We start from the raw sequence: 15,461 nt of genomic DNA on the forward strand, positions 1-15,461 counted from the left end.
GAGAGTCATTGCGCACCTCCCAGTTGAGCGATGCGCTCACGCAGATGCTCAATTTCTCGGCAAAGCTCCACGCATAGCGCAAGCGCCGCACCACCATAATCTACAGTGAGTGTGCCGTTCACATCCTTCACAGCTTCAGGGATGATTGCTTGGAACGACTGCGCACCGACGCCAACAAAGCGCCCCTCAATGTCTGTTCGGTCGAACGTTCCACTCTTTTCAAGCGCAGCGACTTTGCTGATTGTGTCGGATGGAAGCGGCTCCCAGTTGTACTTCAGGCGTTCGTCTGAGTAGCCAGTAATGTTGGCGCGTGCAATTACAGCGCCTGCATCAGTGATCTGGAGATTCCATGCGTTGCCAGCATTGTTGATAAAGCCGACAAGTCCGGTTGAATCCGCACGTAGATAGGCAGTGTATGCCGGGCCGCTCAGTGCGAGGTTGCTGTAGTTCTGAATGGTCAGATTAGTACCGAACAGGGCCGCACCATTGAACTGATGTGTATTTGCGGTGTAGTTCAGGGTTCCTTTACCCAGCGTTCCAGCAGTACCACCCGATGCAATTATTCGACAGTCGTAGTCGTTGCCAGAACCGCCCACTGAGTGGAAGTCGATGAAAGAAGTGGTTGTCGTAGTGCCACCCAACTCAAGACCAGCCGTTGATGCAGTGCCGCCGAGCGTGTTTGATGCGCCATTTGAAACGATGCCTTGGCTAAACGTCTTTGCACCAGACACAGTTTGCGTGGTGTCGAGCGTCATTGGGTTAGCCAAGTTGCCGCTATCCCAAGGCGTCTGTGCATTGAACGTTGGACGTACAGAGAACGTCTGCTGGCTCGCCCAAGTATTAGCAGCGTTCAACAAAGGCACGTTTGCGCCGCTTGTCCCTGTGTTCTGCGTTGCTGCTGTGCCAAGACCGAGAGCAGAGCGTGCGCCGCTTACTGTTGTCGTGCCTGTACCGCCACTTGTGACCGGCAATGGAAGCGTGATGCTTGCTGCTGAGTTTGCCGCTGCTGTCGCGCTCGCTGACGCTTGTGATGCTGCTGTATTCGCGGTTCCCGCACTTGTAGCCGCTTGTATGGCGCTGTCGCTTGCTGCTGATGCGCTTGCGGAAGAATTGCTAGCTTGCGTGGTTGCGAGCGTCGCGCTGCCTGCGGCATCCGATGCGCTTTGTGTGGCAGCGGCTGATGCTTGAATCGCGTTCTGGGATGCTTGAACAGCGTTGGCTACTGATGTTTCAGCGGCTGCAATTGTGTTTAGCGTGTCTTGCAGAGTGCCAGACATTGCGATTGGAAGGAATGCGCCAAAGCTTGCTGCGATCTGTCCTTGATCGCCATCCAGTGTAAAGATTAGTTCTGTGCTCATGAGGAGATCGTTGGTCCCTTTGGAATTGGTTTAATGCGGAACTCGATTGGCTTTGCATACTCAACGTCTCCAGTTGGTGTTACGCACTTGAAAACTAACTGCGCTTTACCCACAGGCCATAGAGCAGTCTGCGATGGTGTTGCTGTTAGCTGGAACCTGCCGTTTGTGTCGGGCAGTACAGCGTTGGTGTTGTTAGTGACCGTGATGCTGTCAATGTACTCGCCGTCTTCGGTGAAGACGTTTGCACTGACTTGCCAGAGGGAGTAGTCAGCTTGATCGCCGCTTACTCCGCTCGTGCCACTAGCAACTGATCCGCTTGTTCTTAGCGTGCCTGCATAGTTGAATGAGGCACCTGTATAGATGTTCATGGAACGTTACCTTGTTATTCTTTTTATTTAACGTTGCTGCTAGCTTATGGACGTGTGGGCCACTGCGGAGGATTATTTGCGGACAAGTCCATGTTCTCCAGTTCAGCGAGATAGCTCTGCCAAACACTTAGTGACGGATCATTCTTTGCTGTCAGACGTTTGATCACGACGTTAGCTGACGCCGCTAAACCATTGTAGGTATTTGTAATTAAGTCTTGCGTCATCGTGAACGTTGTGCCGTCATACAGCCATCCGAAGGTGACTGTTGAGTCGGCTGGCAATGCGATGACGTTTGGATCGCTGTTGTCGTAGTCGTCGGGCATCACGACCATGTTGGCCACGACACCGTTGTCTACAAATGCTGCTGTAATGCTCATTCTTACTACCCCATAATGCAGATCAGTCTGCGTTTTCTAGTTGTTACTACAGCGGGAGTCGTCGTTAAGGGTGGGGAGTACGTAATAACGATAACCCCTTGGCCGCCAGAAGGAGACGGATATGCATTACCGGCACCTGCACCACCACCATACTTACCTCCACTAGCCGGAGCATTGAAGGAGCCACCACCGCCACCGCCCGCGCCAGCAGCACCGTTAGCCATATCAGTACCGTCGCCACCCTTTCCAGCGCCGTTATTGTCATCACCACCGCCGCCGCCACCACCGTTTGTGCCGGCAGTACCTACAATCGTCGTGCTGCCTGCTGGTGCAGCAGTGCCACCGCCTGTGCCAAGATAGTTATTGCCGCCGGTTCCGTTCGAAGTCTCTGTACCAGCAGCACCCGGCGAGCCACCGCTTGCACCGCCACCACCACCACCTGCGTCGAAACTGAGGTTGTACGCGTCTCCGCCATTTGCGCCGGGACCGTTGGGACCGCCCGCACCACCACCACCACCGCATGAGAAGGAGCTTGAGAAGTCACCACCGCTGCCGCCTGCGCCACCGTCATAGTGAATGCTGCCGCCAGTGCCGCCCGTGCCGCCGAGTATGCGTGTCGTTGGAGCAGTGCCACCATATGCGAGGCCACCACCACCTTTAGCGACAATAAGACCGCTGTTCCACGATGTGTCACCACCAGGTCCACCGAATGACGAGCCGCCCGCACCGATGGTATATGTGACTTTGGAACCTGCTGTATAGCCTGTGAGACCAACATCTGCGCGGTACTCACCACCACCAGCAGCATAGCCAGTACCGAAGACAGAGCCACCACCACCAATAAGCTCGACCTTGTCTAACGTCCCGGAGCAATCAGCAGGGACTGTCCAGCTTGTTCCTGACGTTAGAACTACGTACTGCTGAGGAATGTAGGTAATGCGAATTTGACCTGCTGCACCATTACCACCTGTGCCGTTTGGTCCGCCGTTATCACCGCCACCACCACCACCACCGGGGAAGCCACCTGCGCCGCCCACGTTGCCGCTTGCATTGTCGGAATAACTACCACCACCACCACCACCGCCATTTGCGTTAGCAGCACCAGCAGAGCCGTTCTTCGATGTGCTTGTGCCGCCTGTTCCGCCTGCACCACCACTAACACCGTTGTCACCAGCACCGCCGTTTCCGCCAGCTACCCCTGAGCCTGTGTTGTCCTTGCCGTTTGAACCGGCGACGCCTACACCGTCAGGGCCAGCAGCACCACCACCACCACCGCCTGAGCCAACGTCATAGCCTGATAGACCACCACCACCACCGCCTTTACCACCTGCGTACTTGGTCGAACCGATTGCCGTAGTTGTAGAACCACCAGCACCGCCACCTAGGCCTGGCTCTGCGCTGTACAAACCACCTGCGCCGCCCAACGCACCCACGGAGGAAACGGAAAGGGACGTGCCGTTGAAGTATGTGTTTCCACCGGTTGTGCCATCTGTACCGTTACCGCCGATACCAGCAGCACCAATCGCATACTTGATCGCTGCGCCGGGCGTCAATGTGAGGTTGGTGATAGCTGAGTAACCGCCACCACCACCTGCTGCACCGCCATAGTTACCATCAGCGCCGCCACCACCGCCTGCTCCCCAGACCTCGACTCGGTTACTCTTTGGGTTCCAATCGCTCGGTACTATCCATGACGAACCAGCAGTTAGAATAATTACTGTTGGAGTTGCCATTAACGTGTACCTGCAAACGTAATAGCGATGTTTGCAAGCGTCGCGTCAGGCGTCGCGGGGCCAGTGATCTGGATAGCATCACCGACCGCAAATGTCGTAGCAGTACTAAATGTGAAGGTCGAAGAAGTTGCACCTGCCGCAAACGCGAACGAACCGATAGACGTGCCGTTACGGGTGATCGTGAAGGTCGTTGTCGCCGTTGCTGCTGTGCCTGCAATTGCCTTGGAGTTAGTCAGTGACGCCGGCCATGTAAATGCACGTGGTGCAGCAAAGCGGAAAACAACTTCGCTCGCGGTCGTTGTTCCTTCGATATAAAGCGCAATGTCGTAGGGCTGTGAAGTCCATGCTGCTGCTGTCGTACTAGTCGCTTGCAGAACCTGTCCCGCTGTTGGTGCTGTTGCTGTACTAGTGCCGCCGTTAGCTAATGGCAAGGTCCCGGTTACTGCTGAAGCAAGAGGTACTTGGCCCCATGCTGGCGCTACACCAACACCTTTCGATAACAGGACAGAACCGGTCGCAACGGCGCTAAGACCAGCGAGTGACGTGGCGGTTGATGCGTAAAGGAGCTGCCCCAACGTGTAGGAACTTAGGCCAGTACCGCCGCTCCCAACTGGCAAAGTGCCTGCTACGGCTGTCGTTAGACTCACCTTGCCGTATGAAGGAGCTACGCCTACACCACCCGAGATGATGACGTTACCCGCAGCAACATCGCTCAAGCCAGCTAATGTGCCGGAAGCAGATGCATAAAGAATCTGGCCGGTCGTATAGCTAGTAAGGCCAGTACCGCCTTGCGATACAGGAATGGTGCCTGTCGTGCCGCCGCTTAAACCGCTGATCGCGTTCTGCACGTAAGCAGTAGTCGCTACCTTTGTTGAGTTATCACCGGCTGTCGGAGTACTGGCTGTGATCGCGCCATTTACTTGCAGGTTTGAAACACCGTCGTCTGTAGTGGTATTGACCAGCAGACGGTTGCCGTACACCAAGCGCATTGCAGATGCTTGGTTAGCTGTAGTTGCGGTGTCGTTTGTCGTGTTGTTGATGGCAAAATCGATGTACTCATTGCCCCATGCGCCACCGTTGAAGCCGCTGCTGATCGTTGAGACAAGGCGTGAGCCATAATCGCTGACCGTACCGCCAAACGTACCCCACAGCCCGATCGCTGCATTAGTGCTATTTGCACCGTTTGCGCCTTTCACAGTCAACTGTGGCGAGGTCGCTGATGGAACTGCTGTGAGAACTAAGTTCGCGGCGTTGGTCGTGCCTGTGAATGTCGGAGCAGCGGTTAATGCGCCACCAACACCTGTAACGTCACCAGATGTGAGCGTTACTGCGCCAGTGCGACCGTTGAATGATGAAACGCCTGCAACACCACCAGAGCCGCTTCCGCTGCTTGGTGTAGTCCAGACCATGTTGGTGCCGTCTGAACCGAGCACCTGTCCTGCTGTGCCGACTGACGTAATGCCAGTACCACCGCTTGAGACTGGAATCGCGTTTGAAGAAGTAATGCGCCAAGCGTTGAGCGTGCCGCCAACGTTCACGTTCTTGTTGACGCCCAAGCCGCCAAGAATTACTGCGCCACCTGTGGAGTTAGACGTTGAGTCTTGAGAGGAGTTGACCCACAAGCCTGTGCCAGTGGTTGCTTGGCATGAAACAGAGCCGGAGAACTGGCCGTAACCTGTAGTAACGCCCGTATTGATGTAAGCTGCACCGCCTACGCCAAGACCACCGCCTACCGTCAACGCACCTGTTGTCGTTGAAGTAGCTGCCGTAATGTCAGTAATGCTAATCTTTCCAACGCCGCTAATGTCAGAAGCGGTGAGTGTCACTGCACCTGAACGAGTGTTGAATGTCGTTACGCCGGATGACTGGACGTTAGCGCTCAATACACCGTTGCTGATCGACAAGCCGCTACCGACCATTACACCACCGAGCGTTGAAGCAGATGCTGTTGGCAACGTATATGCAGCAGGGATAGTTGGCTTATTCAGAATCTGCGCTGCGCCGCTGACTGCGTTCCAATCGCTATTAACCTGCGCCGCTGCTGTAGCGCTCAATACGCCGCTGGTAATAGACAAGCCACTACCTACCTTCACGCCACCCAGTGTTGATGCTGATGCAGTTGGAAGCGTGTATGCCGCAGGAATCGTTGGCTTGTTCGTCAGGTCGGTATATGAGCCGGAGAACAGAGTTGGCTTGTTGAGAACCTGTGCAACACCTGAAGCAGCATTCCAATCAGCATTGACTTGTGCTGCGGGAATAGCTGGTGCGCCTGTCAAGTCGGCATACTTACCGCTTGTCGCCACTGGCGCGAGACTTACGAACGTTTGGCTAGCTGCGGTAGCGCTTTGTGCCGCTGCTGCTGCGCTGTTCGCTGCATTTGTCTCGGACGTTGCTGCCGCCGTCTGGCTTTGTGATGCTGCCGCTGCGCTGTTAGCCGCTGCTGTCTGGGAGCTTGATGCCGCTGCCGCACTGCCAGCCGCTTGTGTAGCGCTATTACCAGCAGCCAGGGAGCTTGCCGACGCGTTGCTTGCCTGAGTTGCGGACGTACCTGCTGATGCGCTGGCTGCTGATTCGCTAGCTGCTGCGTTTGTCTCGCTAGTTGCCGCCGCTGCTGCTGATGCGGACGCTGCCGCTGCTTGCGCTGCCGCTGCATCTACTTTGCCGTCTACTGCTGCCGCTGCTGCGATAACGTCTTGAATCGTGCTGTCGATTGGCAGTGGAAGGAAAGGGCCGAAGTTGGCGACTAGCGTGTTGCCGTCACCCTTCAATGTGAAGATAAGGCGTGGGGTCGTTGTCATTGTTATGCGCCGTATTTGCTGAGTGGGTTTGCACGTAGACGCATCCAGAACGGTTGATCTGTGATCGTTACGCCGTTTGGCCCTTGTGCTGAAATCCAGAACTGCGCTTTGCCAACAGGCCATTTCGCTGTATCACCAGCGGACGCAGTAATCTGATAAAGCCCGTTCGTATCCGGTACGGTCGGGTCTGAGAGGTTTGTTACCGTGAAAGAACCGATTTGGTTCTCTGCGTCGGAGTCAAACAACGCTGCTTGAATGTTCCACTGGCTCCAGTCAGGTTGGTTGCCATTGGGACCATAAGTCCCGCCAGCAACGTCGCCATCAAGCATCAGTGTTCCTGCGTAGTTGAAAGTGTTTCCAACGAAAAAATCGACTGCCATTGTTCGCCTTGTAGTTTTATTTCTTTGGCGCAAACTCGCCGTAGCAGGCACGTCTTACTTTCGCCACTACTGCTGCCGCTGCTTCAACTGATTCATACGTACCCAAGTAGGTGCGCTTGTTCTCAAAGTTGATGTATGTTTGGTATTTACCGCTGCTGACCTTTGACACGCCTGCGTAGCCAGATGTATTCAGCTTGCTGAGATTTGCATTGCGGGCGTTTTGTGCAGGTGTTGCTTCGCGGAGGTTTTCCCAGCGATTATCGAATGGGACACGGTTGATGTGATCGACTAGCTGTTTTGGAAATGCGCCAGTCATGTACAGGAAAGCGAGACGATGCTCATAATAGTGTTTCCCATTGATTGTGATACAGCGGTAGCCTTTGTCTGCTTTTGATCCTGCGCGTTGATTAATAACGTGGGCGCGGCCGGTTAGCCATGTGAAGTGACCTGTAATTGGGTCATAGTGGAGGAGACTCTTAAGTCTCTCTTGTGTAAGTGTAGTCATTTGCTTTTTCCGTTCATCGAGAGCTGCAATCCGCTCGTCTCTTCTATTTATTTCGCAGATGAAAAAGCCACCGGAACGGAAAATAACGGTGGCCTGTTGTCAAATTGTTTTTCGCTTTACTATCACTGCATCTATTCTTGCGTTGCCTATGTCTTCTTCTTCGAATCTGGCATAGAAGCGGAACATGTCAGTAATGTCTTGCTGTAGGTCGTCAAGAACTTGCATCTCGAAAGTGCAACTCTTGCCGTCCTTGTTTAGCTTTGCGATTACCTTGACGTTGAAGACTGATTCACCTTCACTCATTCTGTATCTGTAGCAACACCTGGGTTCTGCGTTGGATCGACACCTGGGTAATTAGGATCGGTCGGTGCAGTAGGTGGAGAGAAGATCGGTGCTGAGATCAGGCTAGGAGGGTGTTTCAGCAACTTCTTGATATCTTCAACCAACAGCTTGTTTGTCAGTGCTGGCAGCAACGTTGCTGCAATGTCTGCTTCTGCGTATTGCTTAAGCTTTTCAGCTAGCTTGTGCAGGTCTGATACTGTTGGGTATGTTGTCAATGCGTTGAGTTGAATTGCGAGTTCGTCCATTACTTGATCTCCGTTGTCCAAATTACTTCTTGTTTTGTGAATCCAAAGCGTGGTGCTAGGTCGTCCCACCAGTCTTGGTTAGTGCCAAATGCGATGTGCGTGCAGCCGCATGCCTTCGCCAGTTCCCATACTTCCTTATGGAAGGTGGTCAGGATTGAAGGGGCTTGCTTCTTGTTGGTTGTCTCGTTGCTGACTGCGATCCAGATGTGGAATGTCTTGCCGCGTGCAGTCTCGCGTACTGTGACGATGCCAAACCCGCAACTGTCTTCAATTGCTTGCTCGCGTGTCTCGTACAGTGTTGGTGCTTCCGCTTCTGCTTTCTTGCCGCGCTTCTTGGTTGCGCTTCGTGCGATGGAAGTAAAGACACATGTAGCGCGTCCCTCGTACAGGTCTTTGAAAACCGTTGCTGGCATCCAACCGTCTGGGTTACGGCCTTCCTTGACCATGTAGTCAAGACCAGCTTTGATTACGTGCCAGAACGTTGGTACTTCATCCTTCGTGATAAGGATCAGGTTGTTAGCCCTTGTATTGTCGAATTGCATATCGTCTCCATAAAAATGCCACCGTATTTAGCGTCGGCGTTCTAGTGAGTTTTAAGTTGCAACTCAACTGCGCTAAATACTTGTGTGTTAGAAAAGGAGAGACACAACATGCAAGAACGACACTTATTCGTATTCCAGATGCGCGAAGCAGAACAGATGACGCTCAAAGAGCTAGCTGAAGATGGACTGGCAGTATTCGAGCTAAACAAGCAGATTAACGAGTGGATTACTGACAACGACCTACGAGACCTTGTCGAGTACCAACCACCACGCCAGATAGTCACTAAGAAGATGATTGCGTTTGAAGCTCCATCATGGGAGTTCCGTGACGAGTACCATGCGCTACAGTTCAAAATGATCTTCGGTACCCGCTTCGAGTACCAGATTTACGATGCGGAGTGAGACTATGAATTCGAACTGGATCGTAAGCAACAGTACATTTGGTCTACTCGTTGAAAACGTGTCAGACGCTAGAGTGTCTGAGGTCACAGAATGGTTTGACGCCGCCTACGGAAGCGATGACGTTGCGAACGTATATTTTCAGAAGCAGGACCATACTACAGAACGAGTGGTTCTGCGTGGCTGGACGGTGAGTGAATTGCATAACTGCTGCACCGTTTTGATTGTCGAATGCAAAAGCGATAACGTTGCAGCAATGTTCAAACTTAGGTTTCTGTGATGGATATAAATAGATTGACCAATGGAACCCGTTCATTGGCCATGAAGTTGTATATTCTCTCTAAAGCGAAGGCCCGGAAATTCCGGGCCTTTTCTGTTTATCGCGCTACATTCCATCCGTTCAGCTTTGCTCGCTGATCGTCTTTCATTGTCTTCAGTATCCTGATGTACTCTCTGTATGTCAGCTTCACTACATCGTTGTCTACACCGTTCTTCTGCTTTTCTTCCATCTCAGCAGGTCCACCGGGTCTGTACCTACACTTGTCACCATGCGTGGTGTTGAAGTACCAACCTGACTGCGTTGTTCTTCCGCAATGTTCGCAAGTGCTGGTGGTAGTTACTTTTGGTCGTTGTCGCTTGAAGATGCCATGCTTGCTTTTCTTCAGCGTGCATCTTGGACCGTGATAAGCATTGAAATAGAACTTCGTGTATTCGTTGCCACAGTTAGCGCAAGTGTAGCGGGGCCGCTTTGGTAGTTGTTTAGTCACAGGTAATCGCTCCACCGCAATTTAAAGTGGATAGCGTCTGTCTCGTTGAAGAAGTAGAAAGGTGCTTGGATGGAGTACACCAGAAATGGACCAATACAGCCGCCGACCAACGGCACGCCGTAATCAAAATCTGGAGTATTTTCCTCGCACCAATGAATTGCGTCGTTTACCTCCTGGACGTTCTGCGTTGTTAGGATAATTTCAAATGTTGTTTGCATAATGCTCTCCGTTTGCACTCGTATTTACCAAAGTGCAGGAGAGCGTTTGCGGCGGGCGAGATCACATATACCTGAGCTTAAACATTACTGCTACTTGCTCTTGGCAAACTAGGTGTAATTCGGTTGCGTAGGAATAGTATTTGTTCTTATAGCCAGCCCAAGTGTTTGTCTCAAAGTCCCATTTGCGTTGGACAGCTTCTACAGGTTCTGTCTCGAAGAAATGCAAACCCCAATGCGTTTTTTCCGCGACGCGCTTCTGCCATTCCGGTGTTCTGGAGTCGGAGCTTTTACTGTTACCGTCACCAAACGATTCTGTAAGCCAGTCATAAAGCTCTTTATGCAGCTTTAACTTTGGGTTCACTGATGTCTTGAAAATGTACAAGCCGTGGCTGTCAAGCGATTCACTCCATACATGGTTATTGTGATCGTTCATTGCGCGCCCCCGAATGCGTTCAGCAGTTGTTGAACCATCGCCTTTAATTCTCTTACTTCATGTAGAAGCGTGTTCATGCCACTGCTTTCCGGCCCGTTAGCAGCTTTATAGACAAGGTAGTCATGCTCGCTGTTGAACCATTGTTGGGAATTGCTATCGTAATACATTGTTCTCTCTCCATTCTTTGCCGCTTATCGTGCGGCTCTATTCTCGTTAAACCGTCCGAAACATATATGGGGTCTTCGGATTCTCAGTTATTGTGAATTCTGATGTTGTTAGTGTGCGATCAGTCAAAACAAGATACAAAGTGCCTCCGCTGAACACACTAGTGCCGAAGCGACGCAGGGTTGCTTCGCTCTCGAAACGAACTGCGCCGTTAGCAAGGTAGTGGGGCTTAGTGTTTGAGAAGAACTTCTCCCTAACGGTTTTCAACTCGTACTTGTATAGCTCAGTGTTTGACTTGCTTTGTTCTTCTTCGATGTTCCCTTGCTTTACGTCATTGCAGGCTTTCAAAACAAGCAGAGGGACAACAACAGCAAGAATAATGATTAGGCATGTTGGCATTACTGTCCTTCTCCCTGTGACGCTGCAAAGGCGAACACTGCCTCCATGAAGTCCTTCCATTGTTCTTCTGTGAAAGTCCATGAACACACTTGCTGCCTTCCTACAAAGAAGCCGCAAGTATCAAGCTCCTGTCCATCCTGATTCCACCAAGCGCCTCGAATCGAACCGCCCCAATCAAGCCTACCTGCAAAGAACGTCGTGTTGCACATAAGCAAGTATTGCTGATAGTTGCTTTCGTCCTCGATAAACTTAAAGGTCGTTTTGCGTGTGATCACTTTACAAACTTGTAGGGCAACGTTAGCGAACAGTGCGCTAACTTCGTCGTCGTAAGTCGTGAAATCAAATAGATGGTCGCCTAAGAAGGCAAACTTACTTGGCTCACCACCGCGAACTTCGCATAGGTCCGTGTACATTGCGTAGCTGTCTTCAAGCAGTTTTGGGTAGTCGTTAGTCATGTTGTTATTCTCTCGGAAAGTAGCAGCATCAGCGCTGCTACACCCTTTCTTCTATTTATGTTTTTAAGATGCAGCTTGATCCCGCTTGCCGGGATATAACCGCTGCACGCCCGTAATGCGGTCACTGTACAGCAGCTTAACTGTGAGCGCGTCGTTGTCTTTCCACAGATACAGTGAACCCATGAACCATTGATGCTTGATGCGTCGCGCATTCAAGTCTGCTGAAAAGCTGAAGACATCCTCGTCAAGCATTCCGTGGAGGTCCATACTCATAACGTATCGGGAATGGCTGATGGTCTTTTTAATGCGAGCCAACGTCTGCTCATAGTACCTGCGCGTTGAGCTCATCTTGTATTTCATTCTTTTGGGTGTTGCTACTCTTGTTGTTGGCTTTTTCATTGTTGTTCTCTCTTTGATAGTTCTAGTTCTTCAAACGCAAGTTGGAAAACGAAGCGTCCGTCTTCTTCTAGCTTTGCTGACAGGTAGTCATATGGTGAACCGTATGTGCTGCTGGCGTTCAACCAGACTGCCGCATCTGCTTCTTGAAAGAGGATTGACGCAAACGCTTCTTCCTGGCTCTCAGTAATCAAATTCATCATCGCAGTTGTATCCCAAAGCTTCGTCATCCATCTGTGACGAATGATCTGCGCGTACTCGATCTGCTTCTGCGAACCCTGCAAGTCTGGCAAAGAACTGGTCTGCGCCCATTGACGCGCATTGTTCAGCGTTTGTCGAAACTTCGCATCTCGTTCCGCACGCATCTCCGCTTGCGCTTGATTCGCTATCTCCCGCGACGTTCTCAGCGATTCGTACTTCTGGTACTGCTGTGGCGTCAACGGCGGGTGACCATTCATGGCTCTCAACGTGTTGACTGTTTCTAGAAATGTTGGTGTCATAGCGTGTCTCCATAATTTGTTTTAGTGTGGCTTGTGATGAAGCAGGGTGTACGCCGATGGTGTCGTAGAAGCCGTACATGACCGCAGCTTTCAGCTTGCGTTCTGGGTTAGGTTCGGGTCTGCGCATCTCTACTGGCACTTGCAACTGCTCGCCGTTGATCGTCAAGATCAGTTCAACGTATGGCGTGCCGTCTTTCTTGAAGCAAGGGATAAGCGTCGCTTGGTGCGTGTGGAAGCCCTTGCGACCCTGCTTGAACACATTGGCGTATTGAAAGCCGAACTTGGTCTTTGGGAAGAAGTGCTCGACCTCGTCTTGCTTCTTGTGCTTCTTCAGGTTCTGCTTGACTGCTTCACCGATCATGCTTGTTTGCGCCTTGTATTCGGCCCATGCGTCGTTCTCGCCCATCAACGTGCGTGAAGGACGATGCAGGTCATTACCGAAGTCGTACATGTAGAAGAAGCAAGTCTTCAGGTTGTAGCGTAGTTGCTCTGGGTTCTTGGTGGTAGAGTACGTGACCTTCAATACATACTTGGCCTTACCACGTGTTGAGTGAGCGGTGTTGTCGAAGAACTGAGCACGCAACCATGTAATGCGGAATGCGTCGGTCATCAGCTTGTCTTCAAACGTTTCTGCACGTTCGACTGCTGCTTTGAACTTCTCTTCTTTTTGGATTTGTTGCGCTGTCTTCTTAGCGGCTTGTTTTGCGCGGTCGTCTTCTGTGACGCCGGATAGAAAATCGGTGATGGAGAATGTGGTCATCTCTTCTTCTTATAATAGTTTGGTGACTGGTTAGGTCGTGCTGTGCGTCGTTCGCCTTCGTATTTAGCAAAGAAGCGAGAAAAATGCGTTATAGCGGTATTCTGCGGTATCGCGGGGATTTAGTCAAAATGATGGGGACCACCACAGTCCCCATCCAGCACTTTTGCCAGCTACGACAAGAAATGACCAGCAGGCATTGCACCGGCTGTCCGTTTATTTATCTGGATTCTACGGGACACCTGCGAATACGTCAAAATACTCGTCGCACGTCAAAAGTGCGTTTCTTATTCAAGATACCATCTAATATATAGATATAGAAGGAATAAGAAACGCACTTTTCGCAGGCTCAAAGTGCAGATTTCTTTCCGGCTTTCTGCCGTTATCTGGGTGACTTCGTCCTGCTTCGCAGGTACCTTCGGTGGCTTCGCTTCCTCAGGTAGCAGCTTTCAGCGGCTGGTGCCTAGTTCTTGAAAGTGAATTGAGCCGTTATACCGCAGATTCCCGACATTCGTCAAAATGAGCGATGCACCAACACGGTGCATAAATATTGGCAAGCGTCTCATTGAATTACCGTATTGCCGATGCGGCGGGATTGACGCACCCGGTCATAGAACAGCCCGTTCTGCGCGGGAAATCGGCTAACGCAGAAAACACATATCGACCAACGCTACTGCGAATAGCGCGGTACTGTGGTCTCGATTATGAGCAGACGGAGCGACTTTCGAGTCGCTCTTTCTGTTTGCGGCATAAATACCGTGACATAGCGGCAATCAAGCCGTGTGAAGGTGTGTGTATGCCAAAGATGAAGCTCAAGACCACTGCTGAACGCTTTTTCAAGCACCGTTTAGCAATCGCTGCTTGGTTGGTGGAAAACCATGTAGCGGTTGAGATTCACTTCTGGCCCGCATCACAGAAGGCTTGCTTGCTGTTCGACAAGACAGCAGATGCGCAACGCCTAGTAGAACAAGTAGAAGGGCTGTAATGTCACGACCAAAACCAACAGTAATAGCAGTGATGCCAGCGAACAGAAAGCATCACATAGTAGAGATACTAGAAGCAGAGGCTATCTATGCGGTCTTCTATGATGGTCGTCCAGTCAACCTACGCGAACGCTGTAGCGCCTACGACTATCCCGGCCCAAAGTACAAGAAGGTGTCGTTCCCTAATCCCGGCCATGCGTTCAATTTGGCTGAAAAGCTCAATGCCAGATTCCAGACAGACAAGTTTGCCGTGTACAAGCTGACTGTTGGCGAGCTAGTGACGGAACCGCCAAAGCCAGAACCAAAGCCACGTAAAAAGAAGAAGCAATAACATTTTGACGCCAGATTAGGCAGACAGCAGAATAATAGTCCGTTCAGAGAGTGCTCTGTCATGAGAGCAACAACAGAGAAGGCCGCCTACAGCGGTCTTTTTTGTGGCTATCAACTTGCATCTTAAAAGTATAAATAGAAATGCGGGGCGATAGTGCTCCGGGAGAATAGCAACATGTTCGGTTTTTTTGAGAAGAAAGCGACGAAGCCTTGGGTCTTCACCAAATTTGAGATAGATGAACGTAACTTGAACCGTATCGAAGTGCCTGAAGGCATTGAAGTAAAGCAGACGCTTGATTCTCTGTTCAGTATTAGAACAAACTGGCTCAGCGATCCAGTTACGTATGAACTGTACTTTCCGCCAGAGCGCGAAGACGATGCATTGATGTTCAAGCTGCAATTCGGAGAGTATATCGAGGACACAACCCAGTGGCAGGCAATCAGTCCAAGTCAAGGAACGTGGTAATGACAGAAGAAGAATTGAGACGCTGGGCCGAAAAGATGGATCGCACAGGCACGACTCACAGCGAAGAATCAAAAGAGAAGATGCGACAGGCCAAGCTAGGCAAGACCAGAGGGCCATACAAGAAAAAGAACAAAGACAAGGGAGAGACAAAATGAAGGTTAAAAAGCTTATCGAACTGCTGCATAAGGTCGATCCAGAAGCTGAAACGCAAACGGAGATTTATGCGTCAATTGATCTCGCAATGGATCGGGAGACCTTAGTGTTGATCGCTCGTGGCGAATATAGCGGCGCGATTCTGCTGAACGCTGCTCTGCTAGGCTTTTCCAACGCTGTAGACAAGTTCCAGCAACACGCTAACGAGACCGGCAAGCAACGCGACAATCATCCACGCGCTGTGTTCGAACAAGCTCGTGCGGCCTACGACCAATTCTGTAGAGACGCTGGCTGCAAGCATTCCGCTTTTGATCTTGGCTATTACCACTCCCTCGATCAATGCCACAACTGCCGCAAGCGAGGCGAATGATCTGCACATAGTTGCTGAACGC

General features: G+C 51.4%; 22 protein-coding genes. 6 read left to right on the forward strand and 16 right to left on the reverse strand.

Going from position 1 to position 15,461, the window contains the following annotated elements; genetic code table 11:
• Window positions 1–5 precede the first annotated feature (5 nt).
• The 9 genes from AWB76_RS40640 to AWB76_RS04445 all read right to left on the reverse strand — a co-directional run bounded on the left by AWB76_RS40640 (window position 6) and on the right by AWB76_RS04445 (window position 8,648).
• Complete coding sequence (locus AWB76_RS40640; RefSeq protein WP_157696044.1) at window positions 6–1,358, reverse strand: tail fiber domain-containing protein; 1,353 nt, start codon at window positions 1,356–1,358, stop codon at window positions 6–8.
• The gene (locus AWB76_RS40645) at window positions 1,355–1,726 is read right to left on the reverse strand and encodes a hypothetical protein (RefSeq protein WP_157696045.1); all 372 of its coding nucleotides are present in this window, start codon (window positions 1,724–1,726) and stop codon (window positions 1,355–1,357) included. Before AWB76_RS40645 ends, AWB76_RS40640 begins: the two co-directional genes overlap by 4 nt.
• A gap of 44 nt (window positions 1,727–1,770) precedes the next feature.
• Window positions 1,771–2,103, reverse strand: coding sequence for a hypothetical protein (locus AWB76_RS04425; RefSeq protein ID WP_061158886.1), 333 nt, complete (start codon window positions 2,101–2,103; stop codon window positions 1,771–1,773).
• A gap of 5 nt (window positions 2,104–2,108) precedes the next feature.
• Window positions 2,109–3,836: a glycine-rich domain-containing protein gene (locus AWB76_RS42635; RefSeq protein WP_157696046.1), complete on the reverse strand. Its 1,728-nt coding sequence runs from the start codon at window positions 3,834–3,836 to the stop codon at window positions 2,109–2,111.
• Window positions 3,836–6,634: a beta strand repeat-containing protein gene (locus AWB76_RS40655; protein WP_157696047.1), complete on the reverse strand. Its 2,799-nt coding sequence runs from the start codon at window positions 6,632–6,634 to the stop codon at window positions 3,836–3,838. The genes AWB76_RS42635 and AWB76_RS40655 overlap by 1 nt, the downstream gene beginning before the upstream one ends.
• Window positions 6,635–6,636: 2 nt before the next feature.
• Window positions 6,637–7,014 (reverse strand): hypothetical protein, encoded by a 378-nt coding sequence (locus AWB76_RS40660; RefSeq protein WP_157696048.1) that lies wholly within the window; start codon window positions 7,012–7,014, stop codon window positions 6,637–6,639.
• Between the two features lie 16 nt (window positions 7,015–7,030).
• The gene (locus AWB76_RS38880) at window positions 7,031–7,519 is read right to left on the reverse strand and encodes an HNH endonuclease signature motif containing protein (protein ID WP_074171284.1); all 489 of its coding nucleotides are present in this window, start codon (window positions 7,517–7,519) and stop codon (window positions 7,031–7,033) included.
• A 299-nt stretch (window positions 7,520–7,818) separates the two neighbouring features.
• Complete coding sequence (locus tag AWB76_RS40665; protein WP_157696049.1) at window positions 7,819–8,106, reverse strand: hypothetical protein; 288 nt, start codon at window positions 8,104–8,106, stop codon at window positions 7,819–7,821.
• Window positions 8,106–8,648: a hypothetical protein gene (locus AWB76_RS04445; RefSeq protein ID WP_061158890.1), complete on the reverse strand. Its 543-nt coding sequence runs from the start codon at window positions 8,646–8,648 to the stop codon at window positions 8,106–8,108. The genes AWB76_RS40665 and AWB76_RS04445 overlap by 1 nt, the downstream gene beginning before the upstream one ends.
• A 108-nt stretch (window positions 8,649–8,756) precedes the next feature.
• On the opposite strand from AWB76_RS04445, the gene AWB76_RS04450 reads away from it, so the two are divergent.
• Entirely contained in the window at window positions 8,757–9,050 is a 294-nt protein-coding gene (locus AWB76_RS04450) for a hypothetical protein (RefSeq protein ID WP_157696050.1), read from the forward strand.
• Window positions 9,051–9,810: 760 nt separating this feature from the next.
• Here AWB76_RS04450 and AWB76_RS04460 read toward each other — a convergent pair.
• The 7 genes from AWB76_RS04460 to AWB76_RS04485 form a co-directional block, all read right to left on the reverse strand.
• Window positions 9,811–10,032: a hypothetical protein gene (locus AWB76_RS04460; protein WP_061158893.1), complete on the reverse strand. Its 222-nt coding sequence runs from the start codon at window positions 10,030–10,032 to the stop codon at window positions 9,811–9,813.
• 61 nt (window positions 10,033–10,093) lie between these two features.
• The gene (locus AWB76_RS04465; protein WP_061158894.1) at window positions 10,094–10,465 is read right to left on the reverse strand and encodes a hypothetical protein; all 372 of its coding nucleotides are present in this window, start codon (window positions 10,463–10,465) and stop codon (window positions 10,094–10,096) included.
• A complete protein-coding gene (locus AWB76_RS40670; RefSeq protein WP_157696051.1) occupies window positions 10,462–10,632 on the reverse strand; it encodes a hypothetical protein in 171 nt (56 codons plus the stop codon). Before AWB76_RS40670 ends, AWB76_RS04465 begins: the two co-directional genes overlap by 4 nt.
• Window positions 10,633–11,028: 396 nt before the next feature.
• Window positions 11,029–11,484 carry a hypothetical protein gene (locus AWB76_RS04475; RefSeq protein WP_061158896.1) on the reverse strand — a complete coding sequence of 152 codons (456 nt, stop codon included), beginning with the start codon at window positions 11,482–11,484 and terminating at the stop codon, window positions 11,029–11,031.
• A gap of 63 nt (window positions 11,485–11,547) precedes the next feature.
• A complete protein-coding gene (locus AWB76_RS04480) occupies window positions 11,548–11,883 on the reverse strand; it encodes a hypothetical protein (RefSeq protein ID WP_157696052.1) in 336 nt (111 codons plus the stop codon).
• Window positions 11,880–12,083, reverse strand: a complete 204-nt coding sequence (locus tag AWB76_RS40675) for a hypothetical protein (RefSeq protein WP_157696053.1) — start codon at window positions 12,081–12,083, stop codon at window positions 11,880–11,882. Before AWB76_RS40675 ends, AWB76_RS04480 begins: the two co-directional genes overlap by 4 nt.
• Entirely contained in the window at window positions 12,064–13,140 is a 1,077-nt protein-coding gene (locus AWB76_RS04485; RefSeq protein WP_061158898.1) for a hypothetical protein, read from the reverse strand. The genes AWB76_RS40675 and AWB76_RS04485 overlap by 20 nt, the downstream gene beginning before the upstream one ends.
• Window positions 13,141–13,933: 793 nt before the next feature.
• Between AWB76_RS04485 and AWB76_RS04490 the strand changes: the two genes are divergently transcribed.
• The 5 genes from AWB76_RS04490 (at window position 13,934) to AWB76_RS04500 (ending at window position 15,439) form a co-directional block, all read left to right on the forward strand.
• Window positions 13,934–14,122 (forward strand): hypothetical protein, encoded by a 189-nt coding sequence (locus AWB76_RS04490; RefSeq protein ID WP_061158899.1) that lies wholly within the window; start codon window positions 13,934–13,936, stop codon window positions 14,120–14,122.
• Window positions 14,122–14,451: a hypothetical protein gene (locus AWB76_RS38885; protein WP_208606534.1), complete on the forward strand. Its 330-nt coding sequence runs from the start codon at window positions 14,122–14,124 to the stop codon at window positions 14,449–14,451. The genes AWB76_RS04490 and AWB76_RS38885 overlap by 1 nt, the downstream gene beginning before the upstream one ends.
• A 174-nt stretch (window positions 14,452–14,625) precedes the next feature.
• Entirely contained in the window at window positions 14,626–14,916 is a 291-nt protein-coding gene (locus AWB76_RS04495) for a hypothetical protein (RefSeq protein ID WP_157696054.1), read from the forward strand.
• Complete coding sequence (locus AWB76_RS40680) at window positions 14,916–15,071, forward strand: hypothetical protein (protein ID WP_157696055.1); 156 nt, start codon at window positions 14,916–14,918, stop codon at window positions 15,069–15,071. The genes AWB76_RS04495 and AWB76_RS40680 overlap by 1 nt, the downstream gene beginning before the upstream one ends.
• Window positions 15,068–15,439, forward strand: coding sequence for a hypothetical protein (locus AWB76_RS04500; protein ID WP_061158901.1), 372 nt, complete (start codon window positions 15,068–15,070; stop codon window positions 15,437–15,439). The genes AWB76_RS40680 and AWB76_RS04500 overlap by 4 nt, the downstream gene beginning before the upstream one ends.
• Window positions 15,440–15,461 lie beyond the last annotated feature (22 nt).

Origin of the sequence: Caballeronia temeraria (genome assembly GCF_001544795.2) — a bacterium.
In the GTDB taxonomy this organism is placed as follows: Bacteria; Pseudomonadota; Gammaproteobacteria; order Burkholderiales; family Burkholderiaceae; genus Caballeronia; species Caballeronia temeraria.

Excerpts from the sequence above, each read along its gene's own strand:
- AWB76_RS40640 (WP_157696044.1), bottom strand. The coding sequence starts at position 1,358 with ATGAGCACAGAACTAATCTTTACACTGGATGGCGATCAAGGACAGATC.
- AWB76_RS40645 (WP_157696045.1), bottom strand. The coding sequence starts at position 1,726 with ATGAACATCTATACAGGTGCCTCATTCAACTATGCAGGCACGCTAAGA.
- AWB76_RS04425 (WP_061158886.1), bottom strand. The coding sequence starts at position 2,103 with ATGAGCATTACAGCAGCATTTGTAGACAACGGTGTCGTGGCCAACATG.
- AWB76_RS42635 (WP_157696046.1), bottom strand. The coding sequence starts at position 3,836 with ATGGCAACTCCAACAGTAATTATTCTAACTGCTGGTTCGTCATGGATA.
- AWB76_RS40655 (WP_157696047.1), bottom strand. The coding sequence starts at position 6,634 with ATGACAACGACCCCACGCCTTATCTTCACATTGAAGGGTGACGGCAAC.
- AWB76_RS40660 (WP_157696048.1), bottom strand. The coding sequence starts at position 7,014 with ATGGCAGTCGATTTTTTCGTTGGAAACACTTTCAACTACGCAGGAACA.
- AWB76_RS38880 (WP_074171284.1), bottom strand. The coding sequence starts at position 7,519 with ATGACTACACTTACACAAGAGAGACTTAAGAGTCTCCTCCACTATGAC.
- AWB76_RS40665 (WP_157696049.1), bottom strand. The coding sequence starts at position 8,106 with ATGGACGAACTCGCAATTCAACTCAACGCATTGACAACATACCCAACA.
- AWB76_RS04445 (WP_061158890.1), bottom strand. The coding sequence starts at position 8,648 with ATGCAATTCGACAATACAAGGGCTAACAACCTGATCCTTATCACGAAG.
- AWB76_RS04450 (WP_157696050.1), top strand. The coding sequence starts at position 8,757 with ATGCAAGAACGACACTTATTCGTATTCCAGATGCGCGAAGCAGAACAG.
- AWB76_RS04460 (WP_061158893.1), bottom strand. The coding sequence starts at position 10,032 with ATGCAAACAACATTTGAAATTATCCTAACAACGCAGAACGTCCAGGAG.
- AWB76_RS04465 (WP_061158894.1), bottom strand. The coding sequence starts at position 10,465 with ATGAACGATCACAATAACCATGTATGGAGTGAATCGCTTGACAGCCAC.
- AWB76_RS40670 (WP_157696051.1), bottom strand. The coding sequence starts at position 10,632 with ATGTATTACGATAGCAATTCCCAACAATGGTTCAACAGCGAGCATGAC.
- AWB76_RS04475 (WP_061158896.1), bottom strand. The coding sequence starts at position 11,484 with ATGACTAACGACTACCCAAAACTGCTTGAAGACAGCTACGCAATGTAC.
- AWB76_RS04480 (WP_157696052.1), bottom strand. The coding sequence starts at position 11,883 with ATGAAAAAGCCAACAACAAGAGTAGCAACACCCAAAAGAATGAAATAC.
- AWB76_RS40675 (WP_157696053.1), bottom strand. The coding sequence starts at position 12,083 with ATGATGAATTTGATTACTGAGAGCCAGGAAGAAGCGTTTGCGTCAATC.
- AWB76_RS04485 (WP_061158898.1), bottom strand. The coding sequence starts at position 13,140 with ATGACCACATTCTCCATCACCGATTTTCTATCCGGCGTCACAGAAGAC.
- AWB76_RS04490 (WP_061158899.1), top strand. The coding sequence starts at position 13,934 with ATGCCAAAGATGAAGCTCAAGACCACTGCTGAACGCTTTTTCAAGCAC.
- AWB76_RS38885 (WP_208606534.1), top strand. The coding sequence starts at position 14,122 with ATGTCACGACCAAAACCAACAGTAATAGCAGTGATGCCAGCGAACAGA.
- AWB76_RS04495 (WP_157696054.1), top strand. The coding sequence starts at position 14,626 with ATGTTCGGTTTTTTTGAGAAGAAAGCGACGAAGCCTTGGGTCTTCACC.
- AWB76_RS40680 (WP_157696055.1), top strand. The coding sequence starts at position 14,916 with ATGACAGAAGAAGAATTGAGACGCTGGGCCGAAAAGATGGATCGCACA.
- AWB76_RS04500 (WP_061158901.1), top strand. The coding sequence starts at position 15,068 with ATGAAGGTTAAAAAGCTTATCGAACTGCTGCATAAGGTCGATCCAGAA.